This is a genomic window from Sunxiuqinia indica (assembly GCF_009847015.1).
In the GTDB taxonomy this organism is placed as follows: Bacteria; Bacteroidota; Bacteroidia; order Bacteroidales; family Prolixibacteraceae; genus Sunxiuqinia; species Sunxiuqinia indica.
Genome location: NZ_WVEM01000020.1, coordinates 40539 through 65238, shown reverse-complemented (window position 1 = coordinate 65238; position 24700 = coordinate 40539). Strand labels below are relative to the sequence as shown.

The following is a 24700-nucleotide window of genomic DNA, read 5'->3' as shown; positions in this document are numbered from 1 at the left end:
TTTATGAACTACTTAGTAAATCAATGGTTAAAGAGAAGCAGGAAGTGCCATTTCTTGCTTCTTTTTGTAATAAAAAGGTTACTTCATCCGCATTTATTTTTATTTGTTTTTAATTTTTCTTAGCTGTTATTATTATTTTCCTTTGATGAGTGTTATAGGAATAGCTCATAGGTGCTGATTTGCAAACCATCTCCATCACCTCGGTTAAGGTCTCATCCTCAATTGTCCCTGAAAACCATAACCCTTTAAAGTCATTAGCAGAATATACTATTTTCACATTGAACCAACGTTCCAACCTTTTCATCATATCAGGAAATGGATCTCTGGAAAAAATCAACTTCCCATCTTTCCAAGACGTGTATAACTCGGTATTGACTTCCTTTTTTATGAAGTTATCTCGAACCAATCGAACTTGTTCGCCCGGAGCAATTACCTCTTGTCTGTTATTATCTTTGTCAGTCACTTTAACAACGCCCCGTTCCAATGTTGTTACAAAATTTCCGTCCGGATAAGCCTGCACATCGAACGCTGTTCCCATAACATGTACGGTTCCATAGCTGGTATTTACTTCAAATGGAATCTTTCCCTTTACCACGTCAAAGAAGGCTTCTCCAACGAGCAAGACATTTCGCTCTTTCGAGAAATCGCTTGAATATGTGATTTTTGAACCGGAATTCAGCCAAACCTTAGATCCGTCAGGCATGGTTAATTCAGTCTTTGCTCCAATCGGGATACTAACTGTTTGATTCGTAGTTTTTTCGAAAGTTGATCGCGATTGCTGATAAAACCAAACACTTGTTACTAATGCTCCAATTAGGAGAACAGCAGCGATACGTAAAGTAACAGCATAAAATTTTAACCTCTTTTTCGTTTCCGCATTTTCTTCAGAAAGGATTGTTTTTTGAAGCTTGTTGAAAAGCAACGGATTTTCTCGTTTGAGATCATCATCGGCAAGAAAATTCAACCATTCGGATTTCATTGCTCCAGATATGGGGAATGTATTTTCTGAACGACTGATGTAGTCACAAAATTGATCAAACTCATCCGGGCTCAGGACAGATTGAAGATATTTTTTTACTAATCTTTTCATTCTGTGTTTTCTTACATTAGTAATACACCGCAAACAAGACTATCCCTAAAGAAAAAATGAAAAAAATTATAAAAACAGATGGATATAGAGTAATGAAATCAGTCCCGAAGACTTAAGACGCTTCTTTAAAATGCTGATCGACTGACCAATATGGTATTCTACAGTTTTTGTTGAAATTCTTAGTTTTTCTGCAATTTCTTTGTTAGAAAGTCCTTCCATTCTGCTCAATTTGAATATTTCTTTTTGCCTAGAAGGTAATTCTTGAATGAATTCTTCTATTTTATTTTTTAAATCATCATATTCAACTTTTTCCGCAAAAAGAAATTCTTCTGCGACCGAAACCTTAAAAAGTTGGTCTTTCATCTTTTGGTTATTCAGCCTACTGCGCAATTCATTTAGAAGAAGATTCTGAGTGATGGTAAAAATATAGGAATTGAACGTAGAACTGTTTTTGATATTCTTCCGATTTCTCCATATTTTTAAAAATACTTCCTGAAGGATATCATCAATTCCATCATCGAATTTTAAATACGCTTTTGAAAAATGAAACAAACGGGGGTAATAATGATTAAATAATTCCTCAAGAGCCAACTGACTATCCCTAGCTAATTCGGCTATGACTTTCTCGTGGTTAAAAATTTTCCCCATTTATTTAAGATATGGATTTTGCAAACTTAAAAAATCGAATACAACAAAAAAAATAATGTAATCATTCCAAAAATATCTTCTAATTTAAATTTAGTGCCATCAATTAGGCCAATTTCCCATTCTTTCCTATCTTTGCACAGTACATTACTAATCAAATCATTGCAAAATTGATGATCAGGAACGATACGGTGAGTTCTAAACATGAACATTGAATTAAAAAGCTCTATATAAGATATTTACATGGATTGGTTCGAATCCAGTACAACCCACGACAACAAGAAGGCCGTAGTTGATATTTAATCAGTTACGGCTGATTCTTTTATTATTTAAACATCCTCATCGAAAATCCCATTGACAGTTCTGCATCCATCAAGTAGTCATCATGCTGCGGATTTTCGCCGTTTTCAAGAACCAGGAGCATGTTCTGATATCATCCAATTACGGAAATAAATACCGAACGGAACCTCCTAAATAAATATTCCATCGTGCCAATAGTGAAGTTACTTCAAAGACTAACAGCTGTTTTTCCACCATTTCCCTAGAATAAATTTAATCCCACAACATTCATTTAACAAATATAGTCTTGGCTTAAATCGTGAAATTCTTGCTAAAGAAATTGCTCTTTCTTTGATTTACTACCCCACCATGTCACTACATCGCCATCAAAATAAATGATAGATGAAAAGATATTATACAAGCTCTTTTTAGATACTTAAGGAATAACCAATTCCTGATTTGCCTCAAGAACAATCTGCTTATTTTGATTGAATGATCATCTTCGCTGTTTGTAATTCTTTTCCTTTGACTTGCAGTGCGATATCTCCCGGCTTCTTCGTACTTTGTACCAAAACCACCAACTTACCACTGAACAACTTCATGGTTGGCTTGTGAAACAATTCCAGGGATGTCGCATCGCCGTTACAGGCTGCGCGATAATTCCCGTTTCCTTTTACTTCGAATATTAATTGGTTAGTCGCTGTGGGACAAGGAATGCCATTTTTATCAACCACCGAAACTGTAACAAAGCTGATGTCTTTCCCGTCTGCCTGAATGGTAGACCTATCAGGTTCCAACACTATACGATGGGGAGTTCCGGAGGTACGAATTATTTTTTCTTCAGCAGGTTGACCATCTTCATTAAAAGCAACCACTTTTAACTCGCCCGGTTCATACACCACATTGTTCCACATCAGCCGGTAACGCTCCAGTTTCGAATCCTTATTTTTGGTTCGCACGCCCTTACTTTTCCCATTCACAAAGAGCTCGGCACTGTTGTAACTGCTGTATACAAAAACCGGAATCGTATCGCCTTCCTTACCTTCCCAGTTCCAGTGGGGTAAGATGTGCAAGGTCGATTCTTTGGTATCCCAGCGGCTTTTGTACCAGTAATAGCGATCTTTGGGTAAGCCGGCCAAATCGCAAATACCAAAATAGGAACTCCGCGATGGCCAATATTGGTCATAGGGTGTTGGCTCCCCAAGGTAATCGAACCCCGTCCACACAAATTCACCGATCACCCAGTCCTTATCATCCTGCAGTACAGCATCATCTTCAGGCAGGTTGCTCCAGTTACAGTACTCCAAATCGTAGGATGAAACCTGCCCGTCGTCGTACATTTTGCCAACGGCTTGTTCTACCGGAAACTTGTATATTCCCCTGGAGCTTACTGTCGAAGCTGTTTCGGAGCCCAAAAGTAAGCCTTGTGGAAAACGCTCAAAAGCTTCTTCATAAAGGTGTGTTCGGTAGTTTAATCCCGGCACATCCACAATGGCTCCAAACCCGGATGCCATCACGGCTTTCACCTGGTCCATACCAACCGTCACCGGGCGGGTCGGATCTTCACGATGGAAAATATCCTGCAACCGCTTTGCCCGTTTTACACCTTCACTACCATGCTGATCAGGAACCTCGTTGCCGCTGCTCCACATAACAATGCAAGGATGATTGCGGGTTGCTCGTACTAAGTTCACAATATCCTTTTCGTGGTATTCATCGAAAAAGCGATTGTACCCGTTTTTCACCTTCGGTTTTTTCCATTCATCAAAACTCTCAGCCAGAAACAGCATCCCCATTTCATCGCAAAGTTCAAGCTGTTCCAGTGACGGCATGTTGTGTGCACTTCGGATCGCATCCGCCCCCATGTCTTTCATCAGTTGTATCTGGCGCCGAAGAGCAGCCTTATTCACGGCTGCGCCCAAAGGCCCCAGATCGTGATGCAGGCAAACGCCCTTGAATTTACGCACCTTTCCGTTCAGTTTGAATCCTTCGCCGGCCTTGTAGCTGATCGTGCGAATGCCGAAACGGGTGGTCTGCTCATCCTGAAGCCGTCCGCTTTCATCGTATAACTTCGATTCAGCATAGTACAATACAGGTGATTCCGGACTCCAGAGCCGGGGGTTTTCCAAAGCGATATTTTGCTCAAATTCATTGCCGAACAGGGTCGTTTCGGTTTCTGTGGCCAATACATTTCCGTCAGCATCTTTTAGGACTGTTTCCAAGCGAAGGTTCTTTCCCTCAACCTTGGTTTTAATATTGATTTTGGCCAGGCTGTCGGACACGAAAGGGGTAGTCACAAAAGTTCCCCATAATTGAAAATGATTTTCGGGTAATACTAAAATACGTACTTTTCGAAACAGTCCCGCCCCGGGATACCAGCGGGATGACAATGGTTTTGGCGAAAGATGCACTGCCAACAGGTTATTCTCGCCCGACTTCACCAAATCGGTGATGTCCAAATTAAAATAAGCATAGCCATAGCCCCATTCCCCTGCTTTTTCACCATTGACAAACACTTCCGGATCGCTCATTGCACCTTCGAATACCACCAGGATGCGGCTGCCTTCATCAAGTTCTGGGAGCTGAAAACCGGTTCGATACCAACCATCGCCAATGTGTGGCAATGCTCCGGTACGTCCTGTCTTTTCCGACGCCTCCTGTTCATTGTTCTGGCTGATGGCAACCACCTGCTTGTCCACCTCTTTATCAAATGGCCCATAGATCGCCCAGTCGTGAGGTACCGAAACGGTCTCCCAACCAGAGTCTTCAAAATCAACCTTTTCAGCATGCTCAAAATCACCCTTGCTGAACTTCCAGTTATTTTCAAGGAAGACTGATTGGCGTTGTTGCACCTGCGCAGTCAAAATGCCAGGCGTGGATATAAGGATCAGCAGTAAAATAGTAGTTAGTTTCATCATTTTAGCTTGAAATGTTTCGTGTTCGTAATTGAGATTGCCCGTAAAAATAGCTAATTTTCCAGAAATGCATCTAATGTCTTGGTTGGCCTCCCATCGTCTCCCCATCTTTGCTGTTAGATCAATAACCTTTTTTAATCCCGAATCTTCTGCATTTTCAGACGACGCATAGAGCACCTCTTTACTGGTCATTTTTACGGTTGCTGTTTTTCAGAGAAATAGTCAATATTGGGGTGAAATAAGGGACTTTCGCCCGCAGAAAGAAGTTCACATTCGGCAATACGATAAGGCAGCCAGGGATTTAAGTTATTAAAATCAATCAGCTCTACTAAAAAAAACTTGCTGTTGTTTGCTTAAATGAAAATGAACTGATTTCATTTAAACCATTAATGGTAAACTCAGCAAGTTCACCAAAGTGCTGACCATCGTTTGACGAAGACAGTCGATAAGTAGAACGGTAGTCATCCATATTACCACAGATAAAAGTCTTTCGAGACAAAATGGCGATTTTAGAAGCCTGAAACCTGCGATCAAACTTGAACGTAATTTGTGCTCCGAGATCAGCGTGAAGAGCGCTGGTCGGGCAACCATCAAAGATGAAATTGACGGTGTCTGTCTCAATCAACAGAGCGATGGGTTTGGCTCGGTGAAATGAGTTTTCTTTTTTTCATTTCGTACTACAACATCTTTATAGTAATCGTGCACAGCTAATGTTTTTTCAATAAAGTCGGTTTTGTGTTCGCCGCATCAACTATTGTTTTAGTCCATGCGTATCGTTTCATCGACATCTCTGGCATAATCCAAGGGCCGCCGCTTGTACTCCAGCCATCTCAATTATGAACACCAATTGAAATATCCAGTCTGTTAGCTTCATCTAAAGCCCTCTTAAATAGTTCGTACTACTCCGTCGAAGCAAAATCAACCTTTTCACCCCCGTAATCCGTATCGCCCAATAATCCGACACTTAAAATAGTTGTCTGAACAATCCCTTGCGCCTCCATCGCTTCCAAATTCTTTCGAAAACCTTCTTTGGTAATATTACCAACCATCCAATGTCACCAGGTATGTACTTGAAAACGTTGGGGCGGACTGCTGAACTTCTCCATATCCAACTCTCCCTGAACGCTCCCCTTATTCGCTATTGTGAAAACTGCAAAGCTTAAAAAAGAGAGGAAAACCATATTTGTTAAGTAGATATTTATTTTGTGGTATTTAGATTATTTTTCGACATAGGCGATTTAATTACCAGATTGCCTTTCGGTTCGTTTTATTCACAGCGTCACCTTTCCCATTAATAATACTTTTCACTTCGCTACCTTCATTACCTCCAAGCCAAATGGTTGTGACATGCCGAAAGCGCTGTTCTAGCTGTTCCGGAGCTTCTATCGCCCAATCGACGATGGCAGGACTATTAAAAAAGACATTGTAAATGCCCATACCCCATACATCATGGGTTGCAACATCCTCAGATACCTTATAGGAAGCAAATCCATTTTTGCCATCGTTCTGCCAGACATCAGGAGATGGGACATAGTAAGGCATTTCACACTGATAGAAATAAACCCTGCCATTTTCTCCATTCCAAATAGTCTGATACTCTTGGTAATGCTCGTTAAACAACCCGTAAATTGTCACATCATCTCCATTAACGGTTAACCCATTTGCAGCCTTGTTTGTATCCCAACCGGCACCATTGCCATGATCAGCTCTCCAAAGCCAGATATGGTCAACCACAACATTGTTACTGTTTATTGTCACACAGTTTTGGCTTGTCCCCGCATGATATCCACCAACGCGGACAAAAACATCGTAAATAGAAGTGGGATGCTCACTATGATCTGAATCAGCACCGGGCTCTCCAATTTCAATAAGCTGCTCCGTTTGAACCAAGCCGGCATCAACTAAAATGCTGCTGAGAGTTACATCAGCCACATCAGCGATTTTTATAACCGGCTTACTGCTTTCGGGAATAATCGAGGGAAGCCCCATCCCGATCAATACGGCACCCGGCTGGGTCACTTCAATACTATTTTCAAGCCAGTAAATTCCTGGGGTAAATAGAATATTTTTCCCTTGATTTAATGCACTGTTTATAGACTCGGCATTATCATGCTGAGGTTGGGCAATATAAAAATCAGAAAGGGCAATTTTTCTGGAATTGGGATCATATCCGTCTTCCCAACTTACCCCATTGGTCTTTTCTTTTAAGGTTGGAATTTCGAGCGACAACTCACCCAAAGCATCTTGAGTCCAAAAAGGTTTTTCCCGGATCAATGGAGTATAATCCAACGAAAGGTAGGGTCTGTTTGGCCAATCTTCTTTCGGCGCATCCAATACTCCTTGCGAAACGATATTCCAAAGTCCTCCGGTACAACTTTGCCACTCACTATTTCTTGAAAACCACTGCTGCTGAGGTCCAAAATCAACAACGCCGTCAATTTTTGAATCCGCTAAAAAGCCTCCACTAGCTGCCCCATAATCATGCAAACGCAAGTTTCCTCTTACATGCACTCTTCTCATGGGGGCCGCCTGCGAAACGGCCCACACATTGGTCGAATCAACTGTGGGATTAATGGATAAATTTTCGGCTGATCTCCAGAAATTGATCAATACACTTCCGTTATGAGAAGGAGGAGAAACTGCCCGAACCGCCCCGTTGATGACGACATCATCCGGCGATTGCCCTAATCCCAACACTTGGGTATAGTAGCCTACTTTTACGTCAAGGCTGTACTGTCCTGGTTCGAATAGAAATGCAAACCGATTTTCATTAAACTCACTCTCCGGCTTTGTCTGAACCTCAAATATTGAATCGATCAATTGCTGAACCTCCATCATGTCCATATCAGGTGAAAAAACAAAAACGTTCTCACCCAGACTACTGACAGGGTCGCCCTCTTTTTTTTCCACTGAACTGCACTGAGCCGCCACTATTAAAAAAGAAAGAAGGCTCGTCCATCTAAAAAAAATCTTATACATAAATTTACCTGGTCTTTAGTTTTCTTATAAAATCTGTCTGTATCACTCTTCCAAAGTCATGTCATCAACACCTATCGTTGAAATATCTCCGGATATTTGCGGATGAAATAAACCGGCGTGCAACTCCACGCATGACAGTAACTGTTGATTGGGAAGAAATGATAGGGTGACAGAAAATCATTGCTTGGGTCGTACACTTCCCAGAAGGTGTCTGCGCCCTTATCTACCATGCCTCCCCAGTATTCAACCAATGATGATTTTGCTTGCTCGTTCATGTTTGAATTGATCAGTGCCTGAATGAAATAACTGTACATGTAAGGTCCGCCAGGATATAACGCCTCTTTATGATTCATCACTGCGGTCAGCGCCTGCTGACTTTGCTTCTCACTTAACACCCCTCCAAGAATCATCCAGATTTGAGACGCATAGGAAATTTGATTGCCTTCCCCACATTCAAATAAACCTTTCTTTTTATTGTACAAATTTTTCAGTGCAGCTTTACGCATCTTTTTAATTTGGTCAGGAACTGACTTGATTTCGTCTTCTTTTCCAAGCATCTGTGCCAGCTCATAAGTGTTTTGTAGTGTAAAAATCATCAATCCCTGGATTGCTGCATTTTTGTTTAGCCCGTCCTTCCAATCGAAAAATAACCACCACTCCTTATTGGCACGCTCATAGTCAACCAGTCCGTCTTCATCCACATAATTGTCGATAATATCCAACTGGCGTTTCGCTACCGGCCAGAGTTCTTTGGCTGTTTCGTAATCGTTTGTTGCAGCTAAGTAGTCTTTTAAAGTTACATTGTACAAAAAGGAATAATCCATCAGTCGTTGGCCTGCCTGTGGATGTGGCTCCGGGCTTTCAAAAACAGTACCCAGCACATAACCATCATCATCCGTTAATCCTGCTAACAAGTACAGACAGCGTTGCGTTAGCTGATGATTTTCAAAAGAGTAAATGTTAGCGAGTGATTCCAAATACATATCTCCCCCCCAAAGGCGTCGATCTCTTTTCGGCCCATCTTCATAAACCGTTTGCATACATTCCTTCAAGGTTTTTAAGCCGATCCTATCAATTTGACGGATTTCTTTCAAAACCGATTCCGGCAAGTCAGCTGGTTTTTTATCAACTGAACTAACGGCCGTGAATTTGAGCTCACTGATTTTAAAGTCGAAATACTGCGATGCACCGAGCAGTGCAATTTTCATGTACCGACCGGATATTCTGCGCTCCAGCTTGACGGTTGAAGGAACGTGCATCACGGTTACGACTTCATCTTGCAACCAAGCTCGGCTTAAATCGCCTGGATAAGGATCAAAAGGCGTGGCAATTTCTGCCGGAACTTCTCCAAAAGTCAGTTTAAACCTGACAGGAGCGTCCGATGTTCCCCAAATAGTTTGGAGATCCATTGAAAAATAACCAGTATAATGATCACCGAAATCGACCACCACACTTTTTACTTGACGAAAAGAACTCGCGTAGAGCGAGTCAATAGTGGCTACTTTTTTGGCTTCCCACCCCTGAAACGCGTTTTCGTTTTCCACCATTTCAACCAGGCCGACCGGTTTAACGACGGTTTCTGTCAGCTCCGGTTTTAGCTGTTCAGCCTTTTCTACCCATTGCTTGCCATTGGGATAATAACTTTGAGCAGTTACACTACCTGAAAAGATAGCAGCAATTGCAATAATTAAGATGTGTAAATTGACTTTATACATGAGGTAATAGTTTAGATTTTTCTGCTTTAAAGTGTCTGTTCTTTTTCTAATCGTAAAGTTGTTGTTAAGCGAACTTTTTCTGATGACGACCCAATAAGGATGGCGTATTCTCCTGCATCGGTCTTCCATTCTGCCTGTTCGGAATCGTAAGAGGCCAGATCTTCCGGTGTGATTTCAAATTGGAGCGTGGTTGATTCGCCCGGTTGTAGCAAGGCTGTTTTTGAAAAATGTTTCAACTGAATCATCTTTTCTCCTTCTACTTGCACATATAGCTGAACCACTTCTCTTCCTTTTTCCGCTCCCGCATTGGTGACAGTCAACTCAATGTTGAACTTATTACCTTCGGATGGAATTAACGTCAGATCGTTGTATTCGAAATCGGTGTAGGACAATCCAAATCCGAATTCATAAGAAGTTTCGATTTGATTAGCTGAATAATGACGATAGCCCACTAAACTTCCCTCCTCATAGTTCACTTCTTTGGGATCCAAAGTCGGATCTGGGAAATATTCAGATGACGGAACATCTGCATATTTCACCGGGAAGCTCATGGTTAATTTACCTGAAGGGGAAACTTTGCCAGACAAGATTTGAGCGACTGCATTGCCGGCTTCCTGTCCCGGTTGCCATGCTAAAAGAATGGCATCTGCATCTTCTTTCCATGATGCTGTTTCAATAACTCCCCCAATATTCAGAAGTACAACCAGTTTTTTGTTTGCTGCATGAAAAGCCTTAGCCAACTTTTCGATCATATTTTTCTCTATTGCCGTTAGTTCAAAATCACCTTCGATTTTCCGATCGGCAAATTCTCCGGATGTACGTGAAATCGTAAACAAGCCAACATCACAAACTGAAGCAACTGCTTCGAGGGCGTGTTTCGACCAATCCATTTCATTCAACATCACGTCCGGATCAAAATAAGATTTTTTCTCACCGATTCGTTTTTTCTCTGCAATTACGTGATTTTTATAGGCTTCAATCAAATTAACAGGTATTTCGTAGCCCAGGTTTTCCAATCCTTGCTGAATTGATGTCGTGTAAGCCATGTTTACATTCCCACTACCCGTTCCAACAGCTATGGTCTCAAAAGTCCCAATTCCAAAGGCCCCAATTTTCTCTGCTGTTTCTTTTAATGGCAATGTTTTATCTTCATTTTTCAATAAAACCATGCCTTCTGTCGCAGCTTGCAACGCGACTGCTGCATGCTGTTTTAAGTCCGGATTATCATTGTATTGATACTTTTTGAATTTTGGTGTTCGTTTGATGACTTTCAGAATTCTGTCGATATTACGATCAACGGTTTTTTCATCCAATTCGCCTTTTTCAACAGCCGCTTTAATCTGGCTGGCAACGTATTTACTTCCCGGCATTAATAAATCATTCCCGGCTTTCACTTGTTCAATGCGATTTCTGCCAGCAAACCAATCGGTCATCACAAAACCATCGAAGCCCCATTGATCTCTCAGAACTGAATCCAACAACCACGGATTTTCAGCAGAGTAAGTACCATTTATTTTATTGTAAGCTGACATCACTGTCCAGGGAGCTGATTCCTTTACTGCAATTTCAAAACCTTTTAAGTAGATTTCTCTCAGAGTTTCCTCACTCACCATTGCATTGATTGACATACGATTGGTTTCATTGTTGTTCGCTGCAAAATGCTTGATTGATGTTCCAACACCATTCGATTGAACGCCTTTCACCATGGCTGCAGCCATTCTTCCTGATATGACAGGATCTTCCGAGTAATATTCAAAATTCCGTCCGCCCAGAGGATTCCGGTGAATGTTTAAGGCAGGAGCCAACAGAATATCGACACCGTATTCCAACGCTTCCTTTCCCATGGTTGCACCCACCTCACGAACCAAAGCCGTATCCCAGGTGCAAGCCAATAATGATTCAATTGGAAAAGCGGTTGCAAAATAAGTCTTCGAGGTATCTGCCCTGTGCGGATCAATACGAACACCTGCTGGACCATCGGCTAACACAATGGCAGGTATTCCCAAGCGTGGAATTCCAAAAGTTGTTCCGGCAGCACCGGGAACTAGTTTTTCTGTTTTTCCGACAACCGGAGGCTGAGTCATAAACAGCGTATCGTCGCCACCAAACATAGAAGGATAGCCTCGCGGAAAACCGGGGTCGTCGCCAACGAGCAACTGCACTTTTTCCTCCAGCGTCATTGCGGCAATCACTTCCTGATTGGAATGTGTCCCTAACTGAATTTTGGAATTTTGATTAACGCAGTTAGTGGTGATCAAAAATACACAGAGCAAAAGAAGCAATGGCGTAATTTTCAGTTTTAATCGCATTATCTGATACATGATTTTTAGTTTTCGGGGTGTCTATTTACGGTTTGATATCCAGTTTATTAAATCAATCATTGAATGATTATTTTTTTTGACTCTTGCTGGGTTGAATGGTCAATATTCACGATGTAACAACCGCGAGCCAGGGAAGAGGCATCAATCTTCTCATTGCCATTTAAACCGCTTTTCTTGATCAACGCATTCCCGTTCAAGTCCGCTATGGTTAAAGAATAATTCGCGAGCTTGGTTTGAATTTTAAGTTTTCCACCCGGTTTTAATGGATTAGGATAGACATTGAACAATGATTTATTTTCGATCGAAGTCATCGAAGTCGCTGTTCCGGAGCCACCTAACTGCAACCAGTTCATTTGCCAACCTCCACCATGCACTACCAATTTGAGTTGATGGGCACCTTCTGCTAAAGAAATATCCTGATCATAAGTAATGGTCTCCCATGTTCCGAGCGTGCTTGTAATTGGTGTATCAAAGGTTCCGACGAGATTTTCTCCATCATACAATGAAAATGACGATTCCCATACGGATGTAATTCTTATTTTCAATTTATAATTATCGGTTTTATCAACCTGAACGTTGTACTTCAGCCAGTCAGTATCGTCAAAATCGTGTGCCGCTAAAATACCTGATGTATCTTCAATTTTAACAAGATGAATCCCTTCCATATCCACATAGTGCTCTGTCTCAATCGTATCACCTAAGGTGTGATAATGCTCTTCATCGTAGGAGGACATATTCGCATAAATCAACCCCAGGTCCGTTAACGCTCCACTTACATTGTTGTAAAAAAGGTTTGTATTGAGCTGATTCGGATTTCGGGAAAGAAGCCAGGCATAGCGAAAAACCTTCGGTTCATTTTCCAAATAGTCGACCGCTTCGACCATGTAATTTTGCTGAGAGGTTTCTGTGGTGGTTCCGGCACTATGATTGAACTCTGTTAGCCAGATGGGTTTATCGTACTTCTCGAACAAACTAATATACCAAGGTAAGGCGCCTGCGTTATCAAAATAACCATGTACACCGATGTAATCAACCCGGCTGGTATCCGGAAGCGCTGCAAAAAAATCATCCAGGTATTCTACCGGATCAACGTATGCTTTTCCATTTTCTTTGACAGCCCCTTCCTCCCAGCAAAAGTTAACCGCCGGACTAACCAATTTCAAGTCAAATTCATCTGCAATTTTTTCTAATTCGGGCCATAAAGCTGCAGCCTGAGATGGTGTTAAATTTGCCTGTTCCAAAAAATTAGGCTCGTTAAATCCAAGTAGGTATTCTATTTCAGGATGGTTACTTAAAAATGTTCTTAAAGCTTCCCTGTCGTAACTGTTTCCCCATGCCATTGGTGTATAGTCGATGTAGTCTTTGACTTCGTTTTCGATGCTCGCCTGTGTGTTCTGGCCCCAATTATAATACCAACCATACTTTGAGGCAGCTAACAGGTCTGCCATATCGTAGAGATCTCCGCAAAATCCGCGTTTGTCACTCACCGTTTGCGAATGAGAAACGATCCAGAAAAAGCTAATTAGGATTGAAAGGTATATTTTTACTAAATTCATTTGGTACGAGTTAGTTATTAAAATGTCTGCGCAATCGTTTCTTTTGAACTAGGGAACAATCAGTTTCTCACGGTAATTTCCCGTAATCACGAGGTAAACTCCCGAAGACAAGTCCGACAAATCGATTGATCCACTGCCTGCAAGCTTGTTGTGATAGACTTTTTTTCCATCGGAATTATAAATGGCAACGTGAGTATTTTTTAAGTTCGGTAACGTATAATTTAAAACCTGATCAGGGGCTAACGGATTTGGATAGAGTTTGCAGGCGTGTTCAAATTCTCGACTCGAAGTAGCAACATCTTTCGTCCCCCAGGTGAATATTTCCCATCCATCAAAATTTCTTCGGTTAGCATTCATGGGGATGCTTCCATCCTCCATTGAAACGAAGCCACCTAGCCCCAACAAAGCCACTTCATGATTCGGCAGATTTATCCAGTAAAATTTTTCTGATTCACCGATCTCTGATTTAGAACAAGTCATGGAAGTCATACCATTATTGGAACTTACGTACTTGCCATTGTTACCTTGCAACGCAATTTGTCCGTCATTGGCATCTACAATTTTGAATATCTCCTGATCGCCCAACCCTACGCTGTTACACGTCATTGGTACATCACCTCCTTTAGAACTAACGTAAGTCCCATTATAGGCCTGAAACCAAACATACTTGTCAATTCCTCTAAAAACTTCCTCTTGTGTATGATTTCGGATGGTATCGATTAGTTTATCGTTACGAAAAAACTTAGGTGTCTTAAATTGATCCCATTTCATTTTAATTTCTTCTACCGGATCGAAGCTCAATTCAGGAACGGGATTGTTATTTCCTAAATATAAACCCCAGTTGTATTGATTGGTATTGTTTTTATAGCACCAGTTGGACCAGGAGGCGTTGAATGAATTTAGTCCCAACATCCATTTTCCCCAAAGGTCAAGGTGATTCCAAAAATTATACTCGCCAGCCAATACGGGAACATTCCAATGTTTTTGGTGCCATGCCATATCCGACAGGGCATAATTAATAAATCCATTTTGAGAGTCTCTATTCTCAAAGTCAGTATTGTAATAATGTGCCTGATACAATACGTTTTCCCATCCCTTTTGACCGGGCGATGCAATCATGTCGAAGTTGTAGAACGCCTGAACTGAAATAATATGGTCAGGATCAATTTTTCTGACTTCCTGATAGATTTTATCATACATGTCGCTGATCGTAAACTGCGGATTGTTGCTTACGGGCTCATTCATCAAATCATAAGCCGCAACAGTTGGCTCTCCTTTAAAGTGTTCCGCTACTGCTTTCCATAGATCAACGGTCTTTTTTTGCGCTTCCGGATCATTCCATAGTTCGTTGGTGACGGCTTGTCCACTAGTAATATAACCGTCAAGTCCACCGGGAGCTCCATGTAAATCGAGCATGACATAAATCTCACGTTTTGAACATTCGGCAACCAACCAGTCAAGTTGATCAAAAGCGTACTCTTTTATTGTTCCATCATTATTCATGATTTCCATCCAGTAGAAGGGCACGCGGACCATATTCATGCCCATTGCTTTAATGGAATCGAGATCAGCCGTCGTAATCCAGATTTGCTGATAATAGTCCCACAGTTGATCGGCAGCTTCAACGCCAAAACGATCATAAGTAGCATTCCGAACGGAATAATCATCGTTCATCATCAGGTAAAACTCGGCAACAGCCCAATTTGCGTTCGATGAAGCAGCAACCTGATACCTTACATATTTTGCTTCAATAGCTCCGGTATTGAATGAAATTTGGCTCGAACCGCCCGAACTATTGGCGATTTGTGTCCAGTTAATGCTGTCGGTAGAAATTTCAATGACATACTGTACTGGAGATTCATTGGTGTTCTCTCCTGATTTAATCAGGACACGATCAAAAACAAGCTTTTCATTTAAGCTGAATATTAGCCACTGACTTCCATCACCATTTTGAGTGACACCAGACTGCCAAACAGTTTCGTCGTTACCATCAATTATAAAATCTAAATCACTGGTTGAAACGCTACCGGATGAGTAAACTTGCCAATTGTCTCGATTGATTGCTCCGTATCCCAGGGGACCAATCCAATGCTCCATACTTAGCCACGAGCCAAGGTTAGTGCCCCGTAGCGAAACAACTTCTCCACTTCCCGATTCATTCTTCATCACCGGTCCATCAGTTTTCAAAAAATCTGAACTATCGAATTGAGCATTGACTTCAGAAAATATTGAAATTAATGCAATAATTGACAGCAATATATTTAAAGTTCTCTTCATTATTGGTTTGACTTAAAGCAGATTGCTTATTCTAAACTGGTTCAAATTGGCATAAGAAGTCCCGATCTCGATTTTTTTTCAGCGAGATTTAAATGAATAGTAGAGCAGGCAATTAAAAATTAATTACCTGCTCGTAAAAAGAATTTAGTATCCTGGATTTTGTTCCATATCCGGATTTAGACGTATTTCTCTTTCAGGAATCGGAAAGATCAACCGTTTTTCTGTAACATTATAGGTCTCGCTAATTGGAGAGATACCGGCAGGATAATAATATTCCTGTGGATTGGCTTTAATTTTTGCTCCCTGAGCATTCATCACTTCAATGGCATTGTCCGTACGTACCAGGTCTAACCAGCGCTTATTTTCGAAGGCTAACTCAATTTGTCTTTCCCGAAGAATAGCTTCACGAAGTTGTGCTTTATCAGTAATTGTTAATGGAGCCAGTCCCGTGCGAGAATGAGCATGTACCATATTTAAATAGGTTAATGCATCGCCTGGCTCATCCTGCTCGTTGTGTGCTTCGGCCAACATTAATAAAACCTCAGCATAACGGTAAACCGGCCAGTCATCGTTTGTATTTGGGGCAATACTTGCTCCATGCACATATTTTTTCACATAGGGACGGTTGGTGTACCCTTCTCCGGTATAAAACCCGATTGACGCATCCAGACGTTGATCTCCATCTTCGTATGATGCAATTAAATCCGGGGTAGGAACATTCCAACCGGCATAAGCATTCGTATTTCCATCGGGGAATCCGGCGATTACACCAGGATTATTTAAGATAGGCAAAAAGTTGTAAGCCCAGTTACTTGCAGCTCCCGCCGTTGGATCGTCGGTGTACTGGACTTCAAAGATCATTTCTGCATTGTTCTTGTTGTTTGGATTAAATATCGATGCATAGTCCGATAATAAAGAATAGCCAGTTACTTTTGTCAAAGCTATTTCAGCCTTTTCCCATTCTTCCAGAACAAGATATACATTACCCAATAAGGTGTACGCTGCACCATTCGCTACATAGCCAGCAGGTTGAGCCGAAGGAGCAGGCAAGAGTTCTGCCGCGGTCGAAGCATCAGCAATAATTTGATCATATACCAGGTCTTTGGGTGTTCTGTTTTTTAATGTCTCGTTGTAGCTTGTTGGAGGATCAATGATTAGAGGAACATCACCAAAATACTGCACCAGATCAAAATAGGCAAATGCTCTTAAAAATAAAGCTTGACCTTTGTAATTATTTTTAGCTGCTTCATCAAATTCAGCCTCATCTATTCGACTTAAAAGCTGGTTCGCTCTTCCGATAATAATGTAATCGTTATTGTACTTATTGGAAATTGATCCTCCGTTAGAATCGTCGATAAATAAATCGACATATTCTCGATCAGCATATCCTCGGTTAACAGCATTAAAACTAAACGTAGTATTGTCTGATCTCATTTCGCCCATGGTCCATGCACCATAACCAGCTAAACCGGTATTATAAAGTGTTCGCAAAGGCTGATATACACCTATTATTGCTTGTTCGTAATCTGACTTTGTTTGATAAAAGTCTTCAGCAGAAACCACCGTTTCAGGCAGCTTGGTTAAAAAATCCTCGCTGCATGATGTTACCCCCAATATGGCAACAACAAGCAAGTAAATTAATTTATATTTTTTCATCGTTGATTTCATTTTTCGATTATAAATTCACGTTAACGCCCAGTGTAAATGTTCTTGGAACCGGATAGGTGGTATAGTCATTTCCTGAAAATAATCCAGCACCGGCTGAGACTTCTGGATTGTTACCCGGATAGTCGGTAAATACATAAGCTTGTTGTATACTACCATACACCCGCAATCCTCTAATATATCTTGTATTACGAATTGGAACCTGGTAACCAAGCGTTATATTTTTAATCGTCAGATAACTCGCGTCATAAAGAAATTTAGAACTCATCCAGTCACGCTCATAACCTGTTGTACCCGATATAACCTTACCATAGATGCCATCGCCAGGATTTTCTGGCGATCTCCACCTATTGTCAACCGCTTGTAGTACATTAAATGCACCATCTAGGTTCGTTGAGAATCGCTCAATATGATTAAAGATTTTATGTCCAAAAGCCCCTTGAGCTACAATCGACAAATCGAAGTTTTTATAATTAAAGGTATTGGTTAAACCATAAATTGCTTTAGGAGTTGAACTACCCAACACAATCTTGTCTCTGTCGTCGTTGTTAACCCAACCATCACCATCATTGTCGGCAAATTTAACGGTACCTATCTGAGCGCCATCGCGACCAACCTCATCAATTTCTTCTTGCGTGTAATAAAGTCCTTCCCACTTTAGTGCATAAAGTTGTCCTAAAGGTTGCCCAACCTCTGTAATTGTATTATCTCCATATATTGCAGCATTGGAAGTACCCAGCTCTAGAGCCTCATTCCGGTTAAATGCAATATTGAAATTAGTATTCCACTTAAACTCTCCAACCAGGTTTTTGGTATTTAAGGCAAATTCATGCCCCCAGAATTTCAATTTGCCGACATTGGTCGTAAAATTGAAAAAGCCTGAAGAAATTGGAATATCAACATTGTACAACAGGTTATCCGTAATCCTGCGGAAATAATCGTAAGTTAGATAAATACGATTGTTAAAAAGACCAAAGTCTAATCCTAAGTCGACCTCAGTCGTATTTTCCCACCCTAGTTCTGTGTTGTTCAGGCCAGCTAAACTTTTACCACTTATTAAAGTGTTATTAATCGGACTGTTTGTCGCCACCATACTGGCATACTGCGTATAGTTCCCGATATTGTTGTTTCCGGTAACCCCGTAACTGGCTCTCAATTTCAAAAATGAAATTTGTGGAACTGCTCCCATAAAATCCTCTTCAGAAGCAATCCATCCGATCGATCCGGAAGGGAAATCCCCCCAGCGATTATCGGACCCGAATTTGGAAGAACCATCACGACGATAAGCTAGCGTAAGCAAGTATTTCTGCTTATAGTTGTAATTAATACGGCCGATTAAAGACAATAAAGACCAGTCTTGAATATCTGTAGTTCCGGTAATATCTTTAGCGACATTTAGCGTGTGAACCTTATTGTCCGGGAAACCCGTTCCACTCATCGATCCACTCTCGCCATGAGCACTTTGTGAGGAATAGGCTCCTAAAACTTCAAAGTTGTGATCTTGAATACTTTTCTTGAAAGTCAATATGTTTTCCCACAACCATGAATAGCCCAATGAGTTTCCGTGAGTAGCATAAATACGAGAAGCATCCGCTTCATTTCCTGGATTAAAGATACTACCCGCTGTTGAAGGATTAAAAAAGTCTGAAACACTACTTCCCAAATCAATACCCACAGATGATTTATATTTCAACCCTTTTATTGGTTCGTATTCCAAAAATCCCGTTGCTAAAAGCCCCACATTTTTTGAGGTATTTTTTACTACCTGTACTTGATTGTACCAGTTTGGTCCCGGACTTGATCCATAGTCATTCCCCCATACTCCCGCATTTACAGGAATTGTTCCATCTTCATTTATATAAGGAGCAATTGGTGAAGTCAAAAGTGCAGACTGGACAATACTGGGAGAGTTGTACCAAATACCATCACTTTGAGGTGTTTTATTTGTTGTGACTGTATTGGATGCGTTTACACCAACCTTAACTTTATCATTAAACTGATATTCTGAATTTATCCTCAACGAGAAACGTTTGTAATTTGAATTCAGCAACACACCATCCTGGCTAAAGAAGCCACCAACTACGGCTGATCTGAATTTATCTTTACTGGTGCTATAGTTGATCGAGTAATTTTGGATTAAGGCTGTTCTTGTTACAGCGTCTAGCCAATCCGTTCCTTCTCCGTATTGTTTCGGGTTTTGAAACATTTCGGGAACACCCCAGCCATTTTCTTCATGAATTTCTTTCTTAAAACGGGCAAATTCCTGTGCATTCATCATTTCAGGACGCAAATAATCAGGAATCTGCTGAAGTCCTTCATAAACACTAACGGTTAAACTTGATTTGCCAAATTTCGCCTGTTTTGTTGTAATCAGGACAACACCGTTTGCTGCTCGTGATCCGTAGAGAGCGGTAGAGGAAGCATCTTTTAGGACTGTTATACTTTCTATTTCATCTGGATTGATATTAGATATATCGCCCGTAATTGGAAATCCATCAACTACATACAAGGGATCACTCCCTGCTGATATCGAAGCTTGACCACGAATCCGAATTGACATTCCTTGTCCCGGAATACCTGTTGTTTGATTGATTTGCACACCCGCTAATTTTCCCTGTAACTTTTGAGTAAGCTGTGCGGTAGGTATATTTTCAAAATCCTCACTATCAACACTCTGAATTGCTCCCGTTACATTCCGCTTCGATTGCGTTCCATATCCAATAGCCACAACTTCATCAATACCGATGGTCTCCTCTGCCAGGCTTGCGTTAATCGTTGACCGCCCACCAACACTGATCTCCATGGGCCTCATGCCAACAAATGAGAAAACCAAAACGCCATCGCCTGGAACATCGGTTAAGGAGTAATTTCCATCTCCATCAGTGATTGTTCCTTTCATGGTTCCCTTAATAACTACCGTAACACCGGGTAGAGGAACACCTGATGCATCGGTAACTATTCCGGAAACAGAGACTTGCTGTTCGATCACATTTCGATTGTTCAGGTTATTTCCAAGCTTATCGTCCTTGTACAAGGAAATCTGACGGTCATCAATTGTGTAGTTAATGTTTGTGCCATTTAGAAGCTCTGACAACACAACATCAATTGTTTTTTCATTTACAGAAATTGAGCGTTTAATCGTTTTATCAATAATTCCACTTTCATACAAAAACACAAAACGACTATTGTCTTCAATTTCCAACAATGCCTGCTCAATCGTCACATTGTTTAGCGACAGGTTCAACTTCGTATTCTGGGAATACGAACCTGCATAAACCGAAAAGGTTAATAAAAAAGTTAGTAGGGTCGTTAATCGCATAATTAACAAAAACTTTTGGATACCTCTCCGTTCTGGAGAGACATCATTTTTCCATTTTTTTTTCATAAATTTGAAACTTAACAGGTTTAAAATTGCCTTTAGACAGGCGGTTAAACTAATTTTAGAGGCTGGTTAGGGTTGGCGCTTTTAACCAGCTTCTGCTTTTTATCTATTTTGTTACATCTTCCTCATTTTTTAATTTGAAAAACACTTCTCGATCATTCTCGCTATAATTTCCGTTTGATATTAAAGCCACAGCATCCAACACTCGCTGAAAGTCTTCCTTTAAGTCCAGCTTACCGGAAACTATTTTCTCTTCTGCTGCCGACGACCAGTCTATATCGATATCGTAAAACCGTGCTACCCTTTTCAGGACTCTGGGAAGAGGAGCTTCATTAAAAATGAACAGTCCATCAATCCACGAGGTGTACGTTTCTGCGTCAACTTGCCTCACCGCATAAGAATCATTAGTATTATCAACGATTACCTGTTGATCCGGCTTCACAATGATATCGCTACCCCATAATTTCTTCCCCGGATTCAAGCTTATAACTCCTTCAACCAGTACAGTTTCTTCGGCATCTTCATCAGGGTATGCTTTTACATTGAAAGAAGTACCCAACACCTCAATTTTTGAATTTGCTGTTTCAACAATAAATGGTCGCAACGGATCCTTTCTCACTTGAAAATAAGCTTCTCCCTGCAACTGAACATTTCTACTATTTTTCTCAAAGTGTGAGGGGTATACTAAACGCGAACCTGCATTCAACCAGATTTCTGTATGATCAGCCAATATAACCTTCGACTGTTTTCCAAAAGGAACGATCAACTCGTTGTGTTCTGTTTTGGAAGAAGCATTTGGTAATGAAATCGCTTTCCCATCGACCTCTATTTGATTTCCCGCCTGAAGATATTCAACGCTGGAACGTTCTGAATCGATCGGAATCAGTCTTCCATCATCCAATTTTAAATGTGTTTGCGAGTAATCCTGAATGTTGTATGCTGTTTGAAAGTGCATTGAGTTATTTTGGGCAGCAAAATACCATGCTAAAGCAGAAATTGAGAATACGATCATAATACCTGCCGCATATCGCATGGTTCGTTTGATCGTAAGCGTCTTCTTCCCTTTGTTATACGCCGCACCAATATTCTTCCACATTTCCAGTTTACGCCGCGGATCGGTAGTCAATTTTTCATCTTCTAAAAGTCGGATAATCTGGTAAGCTTCATGAAAAGTGGTTTTCTGTTCCGGATATTTTTCCAAAAACTGATGATAGTGCTTTGCCAATTCTGGATCGTTCGATTTTGCCCACCGGCAAAAATCATGATCGTCTAAAAAATCTTCCAGCTTGTATTTTTGAAAATTATCTTTCATTTCCGTGTCTTTCATGAATAAGTATCATCAAAAGACAATCTATAGACATTTTTTTTGAAAAAAAAATAATAAAAAATTAAACCATAAAAACTAAACCACTATAATTCAACTACTTCTTATGCAAAAAATGAACGAAAAATAGTTGCGAAAATGAGGCTAGAGTAGTTTTCGGTACCAAAAGTATCTTTGATTGTTTTCAATGTACGATAAACAATTGTGCGAACAGATTCCACACTAATCTGCATCAAATCCGATATCTGGGGATAATCAAACCCACAAGTGAATTTTAGGTATAAAACTTCTTGCTGTCGACTGGTAAGGCTTTGCTTAACCATCGTTAGAAATTTGCTTTTTATTTTTTCTGTTTCGTCAGCAATCAGCCTGTTTTCAATGGAATAATTGATTCGAAATTCGGTTTCACCTAAGTTATCGGTGGAAAACATTCTTTTTGCTTTTCGCTGCTCATTGGAAATCTGGTTTCTCAAGGCTTTCATCAAATAAAATTTAATGTTTTCTACAGATCTTTGTTTCCCTCTATTTTTCAATAGGTCAATAAATAGGTTCTGAATACAATCTTCGACTAGGTACCGATCGGTGGCATATTTCATTCCAAAATTCAACAGCAAATCAAAGAAGTCAAAATAAATGGTCGAAAGAGCCGCATCGTCTCCTTTCAAAAAGCTTTCCCAGATTTTTTGATAATTATCGTCCATTTCTCTCACCCTCTCCCGCCTATGTTAGTAGCAACTTGAAAGGCCTAAAATAGACAATTTTAATTACACTGCAATCTACTCAGTCGGAATTCACGCCCCAATACTCTGAACATAAACATGTTAATTTAACAGCGAGCATTCGGTCCTCCTGCACGGCACGTAAACAAAACAAGAAACAGACAGGTTCTGTTAAAAAGCTCGCAAGTTATATTGCATATTACTGAGTTAACTCAATGATTTAGCAACAATATATAGCAACGTATTACACATATCGCCCGGCCGACCAAGACATCGCCCGACAATCATTGTAAGTAACATAACCCGCATTCATTGGCATCAAAAGATTACCCCGATCTTAAAAAAGCATTCCCATTTTCTGAAAAACAGAATCATATTGTCGTAGAAAAATTGGGCGTAAAAAGAGAAAAGTATTATCTTGATCTCCTCACAAAAAATGAACTAAAATGACGACCAAATTCTCAATTCTTCTATCGCTAACTCTGTTCTTTGTACTTCAATTTTCCGCTTTTTCACAACATAAAAATGCTGACATTCAGCAAATCATCAGTCAAATATCAGAACCAGAAATACCGTCGAATACAATAAAGATTACGGATTTTGCTTCGGTTGATGAGCTAGCAAAAAACAGCAAACCGGCAATTGATCAGGCGATAAAAGAATTAAAATCCAAAGGAGGCGGGAAGCTTGTGTTTCCGTCGGGCAAATACCTCATCAATGGCCCAATTCATTTAATCAGCGATATGGAATTACACCTGGAGGAAGGAGCGAACTTACGATTTGGGTCCAATTATGAAGATTATCTTCCGGTAGTGAAAACCAGTTGGGAAGGTACGTTCTTATACAATTACAGTCCGTTTATTTATGCGTATAAGTGTACTAACATTGCCATTACCGGTTTAGGAGTAATTGATGGAGAAGCTTCAGAAACATGGTCGACCTGGCACGGCAAACAAAAACCGGATCAACTTCTTAGTCGCGAAATGAATCACAGCAATTCACCAATGGAAGAGCGGATTTTTGGACAAGGACACTTTTTAAGACCACAGTTAATTCAGTTTTTCGATTGTAGTAAAATCAAGGTTTCCGATGTCAAATTGGAAGATTCTCCTTTTTGGTGTTTACACTTGCTACGTTGCGAAAATGTGACCGTGAGAGGCGTGCGTTACGATGCTCAAAATAAAAACAATGACGGAATAGATCCGGAATATTCAAAGAATGTTCTCATTGAAAATATTCATTTCAACAATTCTGACGATAATATTGCGATTAAAGCCGGAAGGGATCACGAGGGAAGAGGCTCCAGATATCGATCGGAAAATATTGTCGCCCGAAATTGCCATTTCAAAGGCTTGCATGCCTTAGTCATTGGAAGTGAAATGTCGGCCGGAGTTGAAAACGTTTTTGTGTACGATTGTGACTTTGCAGGGAAACTCAAAAGGGGGGTTTATCTAAAATCAAATCCCGACCGGGGTGGTTTCATTCGAAATATATTCCTTGACAACATTGCTTTTGGTGAAGTAGAAGATTGCGTTTACATCACCTCATTCTATCATGATGAAGGCAAAGGCTTTGCGACTAAAATATCTGACATCTATTTTAACGACATAACCTGCCAACAAGCGAGCGGAACAGGCATTGTTATTCAGGGATTTCCGTCAAAAAAGGTTTCTGATGTATTCTTTAATAACCTCACCATCCATTCAGCAAAAAATGCGATCAGCCTTTCTGACACTCGAAATATTGTACTGAATGATGTAACGATTGGTGAACCGGCGACAGCGCCTTCATTTGTTGAATAAAGTTTTCAAAAGAGCGATCTGCCGCGGAATG

General features: G+C 40.6%; 15 protein-coding genes and 1 pseudogene. 1 reads left to right on the top strand and 15 read right to left on the bottom strand.

The window, feature by feature from the left end:
- Positions 1-109: 109 nt before the first annotated feature.
- The 15 genes and pseudogenes from GR929_RS20700 to GR929_RS20630 all read right to left on the bottom strand — a co-directional run bounded on the left by GR929_RS20700 (position 110) and on the right by GR929_RS20630 (position 22849).
- Complete coding sequence (locus GR929_RS20700) at positions 110-1090, bottom strand: FecR family protein (protein ID WP_159523539.1); 981 nt, start codon at positions 1088-1090, stop codon at positions 110-112.
- Positions 1091-1156: 66 nt separating this feature from the next.
- Positions 1157-1738: an RNA polymerase sigma-70 factor gene (locus GR929_RS20695; protein ID WP_159523537.1), complete on the bottom strand. Its 582-nt coding sequence runs from the start codon at positions 1736-1738 to the stop codon at positions 1157-1159.
- 755 nt (positions 1739-2493) lie between these two features.
- Entirely contained in the window at positions 2494-5121 is a 2628-nt protein-coding gene (locus tag GR929_RS20690) for a glycoside hydrolase family 2 TIM barrel-domain containing protein (protein ID WP_201301080.1), read from the bottom strand.
- Positions 5122-5257: 136 nt separating this feature from the next.
- On the bottom strand, positions 5258-5554 hold the full coding sequence (locus GR929_RS20685) for a hypothetical protein (RefSeq protein ID WP_159523535.1): 297 nt from the start codon (positions 5552-5554) through the stop codon (positions 5258-5260).
- Positions 5555-5636: 82 nt separating this feature from the next.
- Positions 5637-5744: pseudogene (locus GR929_RS22220) on the bottom strand (hypothetical protein); the annotation flags it as partial.
- An 84-nt stretch (positions 5745-5828) separates the two neighbouring features.
- Entirely contained in the window at positions 5829-5978 is a 150-nt protein-coding gene (locus tag GR929_RS20675; RefSeq protein ID WP_159523531.1) for a hypothetical protein, read from the bottom strand.
- A 193-nt stretch (positions 5979-6171) separates the two neighbouring features.
- On the bottom strand, positions 6172-7839 hold the full coding sequence (locus GR929_RS20670) for a coagulation factor 5/8 type domain-containing protein (protein ID WP_159523529.1): 1668 nt from the start codon (positions 7837-7839) through the stop codon (positions 6172-6174).
- Positions 7840-7979: 140 nt separating this feature from the next.
- A complete protein-coding gene (locus GR929_RS20665; RefSeq protein WP_159523527.1) occupies positions 7980-9623 on the bottom strand; it encodes an alpha-L-rhamnosidase-related protein in 1644 nt (547 codons plus the stop codon).
- A 26-nt stretch (positions 9624-9649) separates the two neighbouring features.
- The gene (locus tag GR929_RS20660; RefSeq protein WP_201301079.1) at positions 9650-11944 is read right to left on the bottom strand and encodes a beta-glucosidase; all 2295 of its coding nucleotides are present in this window, start codon (positions 11942-11944) and stop codon (positions 9650-9652) included.
- Between the two features lie 56 nt (positions 11945-12000).
- Positions 12001-13500: a glycosyl hydrolase gene (locus GR929_RS20655; protein ID WP_159523525.1), complete on the bottom strand. Its 1500-nt coding sequence runs from the start codon at positions 13498-13500 to the stop codon at positions 12001-12003.
- A gap of 48 nt (positions 13501-13548) precedes the next feature.
- Entirely contained in the window at positions 13549-15777 is a 2229-nt protein-coding gene (locus GR929_RS20650) for a cellulase family glycosylhydrolase (protein WP_159523523.1), read from the bottom strand.
- Positions 15778-15921: 144 nt separating this feature from the next.
- The gene (locus GR929_RS20645; RefSeq protein ID WP_159523521.1) at positions 15922-17433 is read right to left on the bottom strand and encodes a RagB/SusD family nutrient uptake outer membrane protein; all 1512 of its coding nucleotides are present in this window, start codon (positions 17431-17433) and stop codon (positions 15922-15924) included.
- Positions 17434-17452: 19 nt separating this feature from the next.
- Positions 17453-20827, bottom strand: coding sequence for a TonB-dependent receptor (locus tag GR929_RS20640; RefSeq protein ID WP_201301078.1), 3375 nt, complete (start codon positions 20825-20827; stop codon positions 17453-17455).
- A gap of 103 nt (positions 20828-20930) precedes the next feature.
- Entirely contained in the window at positions 20931-22136 is a 1206-nt protein-coding gene (locus GR929_RS20635; RefSeq protein ID WP_159523519.1) for a FecR family protein, read from the bottom strand.
- Positions 22137-22252: 116 nt separating this feature from the next.
- Positions 22253-22849 carry an RNA polymerase sigma factor gene (locus tag GR929_RS20630; RefSeq protein ID WP_159523517.1) on the bottom strand — a complete coding sequence of 199 codons (597 nt, stop codon included), beginning with the start codon at positions 22847-22849 and terminating at the stop codon, positions 22253-22255.
- Between the two features lie 464 nt (positions 22850-23313).
- On the opposite strand from GR929_RS20630, the gene GR929_RS20625 reads away from it, so the two are divergent.
- Complete coding sequence (locus tag GR929_RS20625) at positions 23314-24669, top strand: glycoside hydrolase family 28 protein (protein WP_159523515.1); 1356 nt, start codon at positions 23314-23316, stop codon at positions 24667-24669.
- Positions 24670-24700: the final 31 nt, after the last annotated feature.

What these genes read in the sequence shown, in the direction of transcription:
- GR929_RS20700 (WP_159523539.1), bottom strand. Translation starts at nt 1,090, where the DNA reads ATGAAAAGATTAGTAAAAAAATATCTTCAATCTGTCCTGAGCCCGGAT.
- GR929_RS20655 (WP_159523525.1), bottom strand. Translation starts at nt 13,500, where the DNA reads ATGAATTTAGTAAAAATATACCTTTCAATCCTAATTAGCTTTTTCTGG.
- GR929_RS20660 (WP_201301079.1), bottom strand. Translation starts at nt 11,944, where the DNA reads ATGTATCAGATAATGCGATTAAAACTGAAAATTACGCCATTGCTTCTT.
- GR929_RS20650 (WP_159523523.1), bottom strand. Translation starts at nt 15,777, where the DNA reads ATGAAGAGAACTTTAAATATATTGCTGTCAATTATTGCATTAATTTCA.
- GR929_RS20665 (WP_159523527.1), bottom strand. Translation starts at nt 9,623, where the DNA reads ATGTATAAAGTCAATTTACACATCTTAATTATTGCAATTGCTGCTATC.
- GR929_RS20690 (WP_201301080.1), bottom strand. Translation starts at nt 5,121, where the DNA reads ATGACCAGTAAAGAGGTGCTCTATGCGTCGTCTGAAAATGCAGAAGAT.
- GR929_RS20625 (WP_159523515.1), top strand. Translation starts at nt 23,314, where the DNA reads ATGACGACCAAATTCTCAATTCTTCTATCGCTAACTCTGTTCTTTGTA.
- GR929_RS20640 (WP_201301078.1), bottom strand. Translation starts at nt 20,827, where the DNA reads ATGAAAAAAAAATGGAAAAATGATGTCTCTCCAGAACGGAGAGGTATC.
- GR929_RS20645 (WP_159523521.1), bottom strand. Translation starts at nt 17,433, where the DNA reads ATGAAAAAATATAAATTAATTTACTTGCTTGTTGTTGCCATATTGGGG.
- GR929_RS20630 (WP_159523517.1), bottom strand. Translation starts at nt 22,849, where the DNA reads ATGGACGATAATTATCAAAAAATCTGGGAAAGCTTTTTGAAAGGAGAC.
- GR929_RS20675 (WP_159523531.1), bottom strand. Translation starts at nt 5,978, where the DNA reads ATGGTTGGTAATATTACCAAAGAAGGTTTTCGAAAGAATTTGGAAGCG.
- GR929_RS20695 (WP_159523537.1), bottom strand. Translation starts at nt 1,738, where the DNA reads ATGGGGAAAATTTTTAACCACGAGAAAGTCATAGCCGAATTAGCTAGG.
- GR929_RS20635 (WP_159523519.1), bottom strand. Translation starts at nt 22,136, where the DNA reads ATGAAAGATAATTTTCAAAAATACAAGCTGGAAGATTTTTTAGACGAT.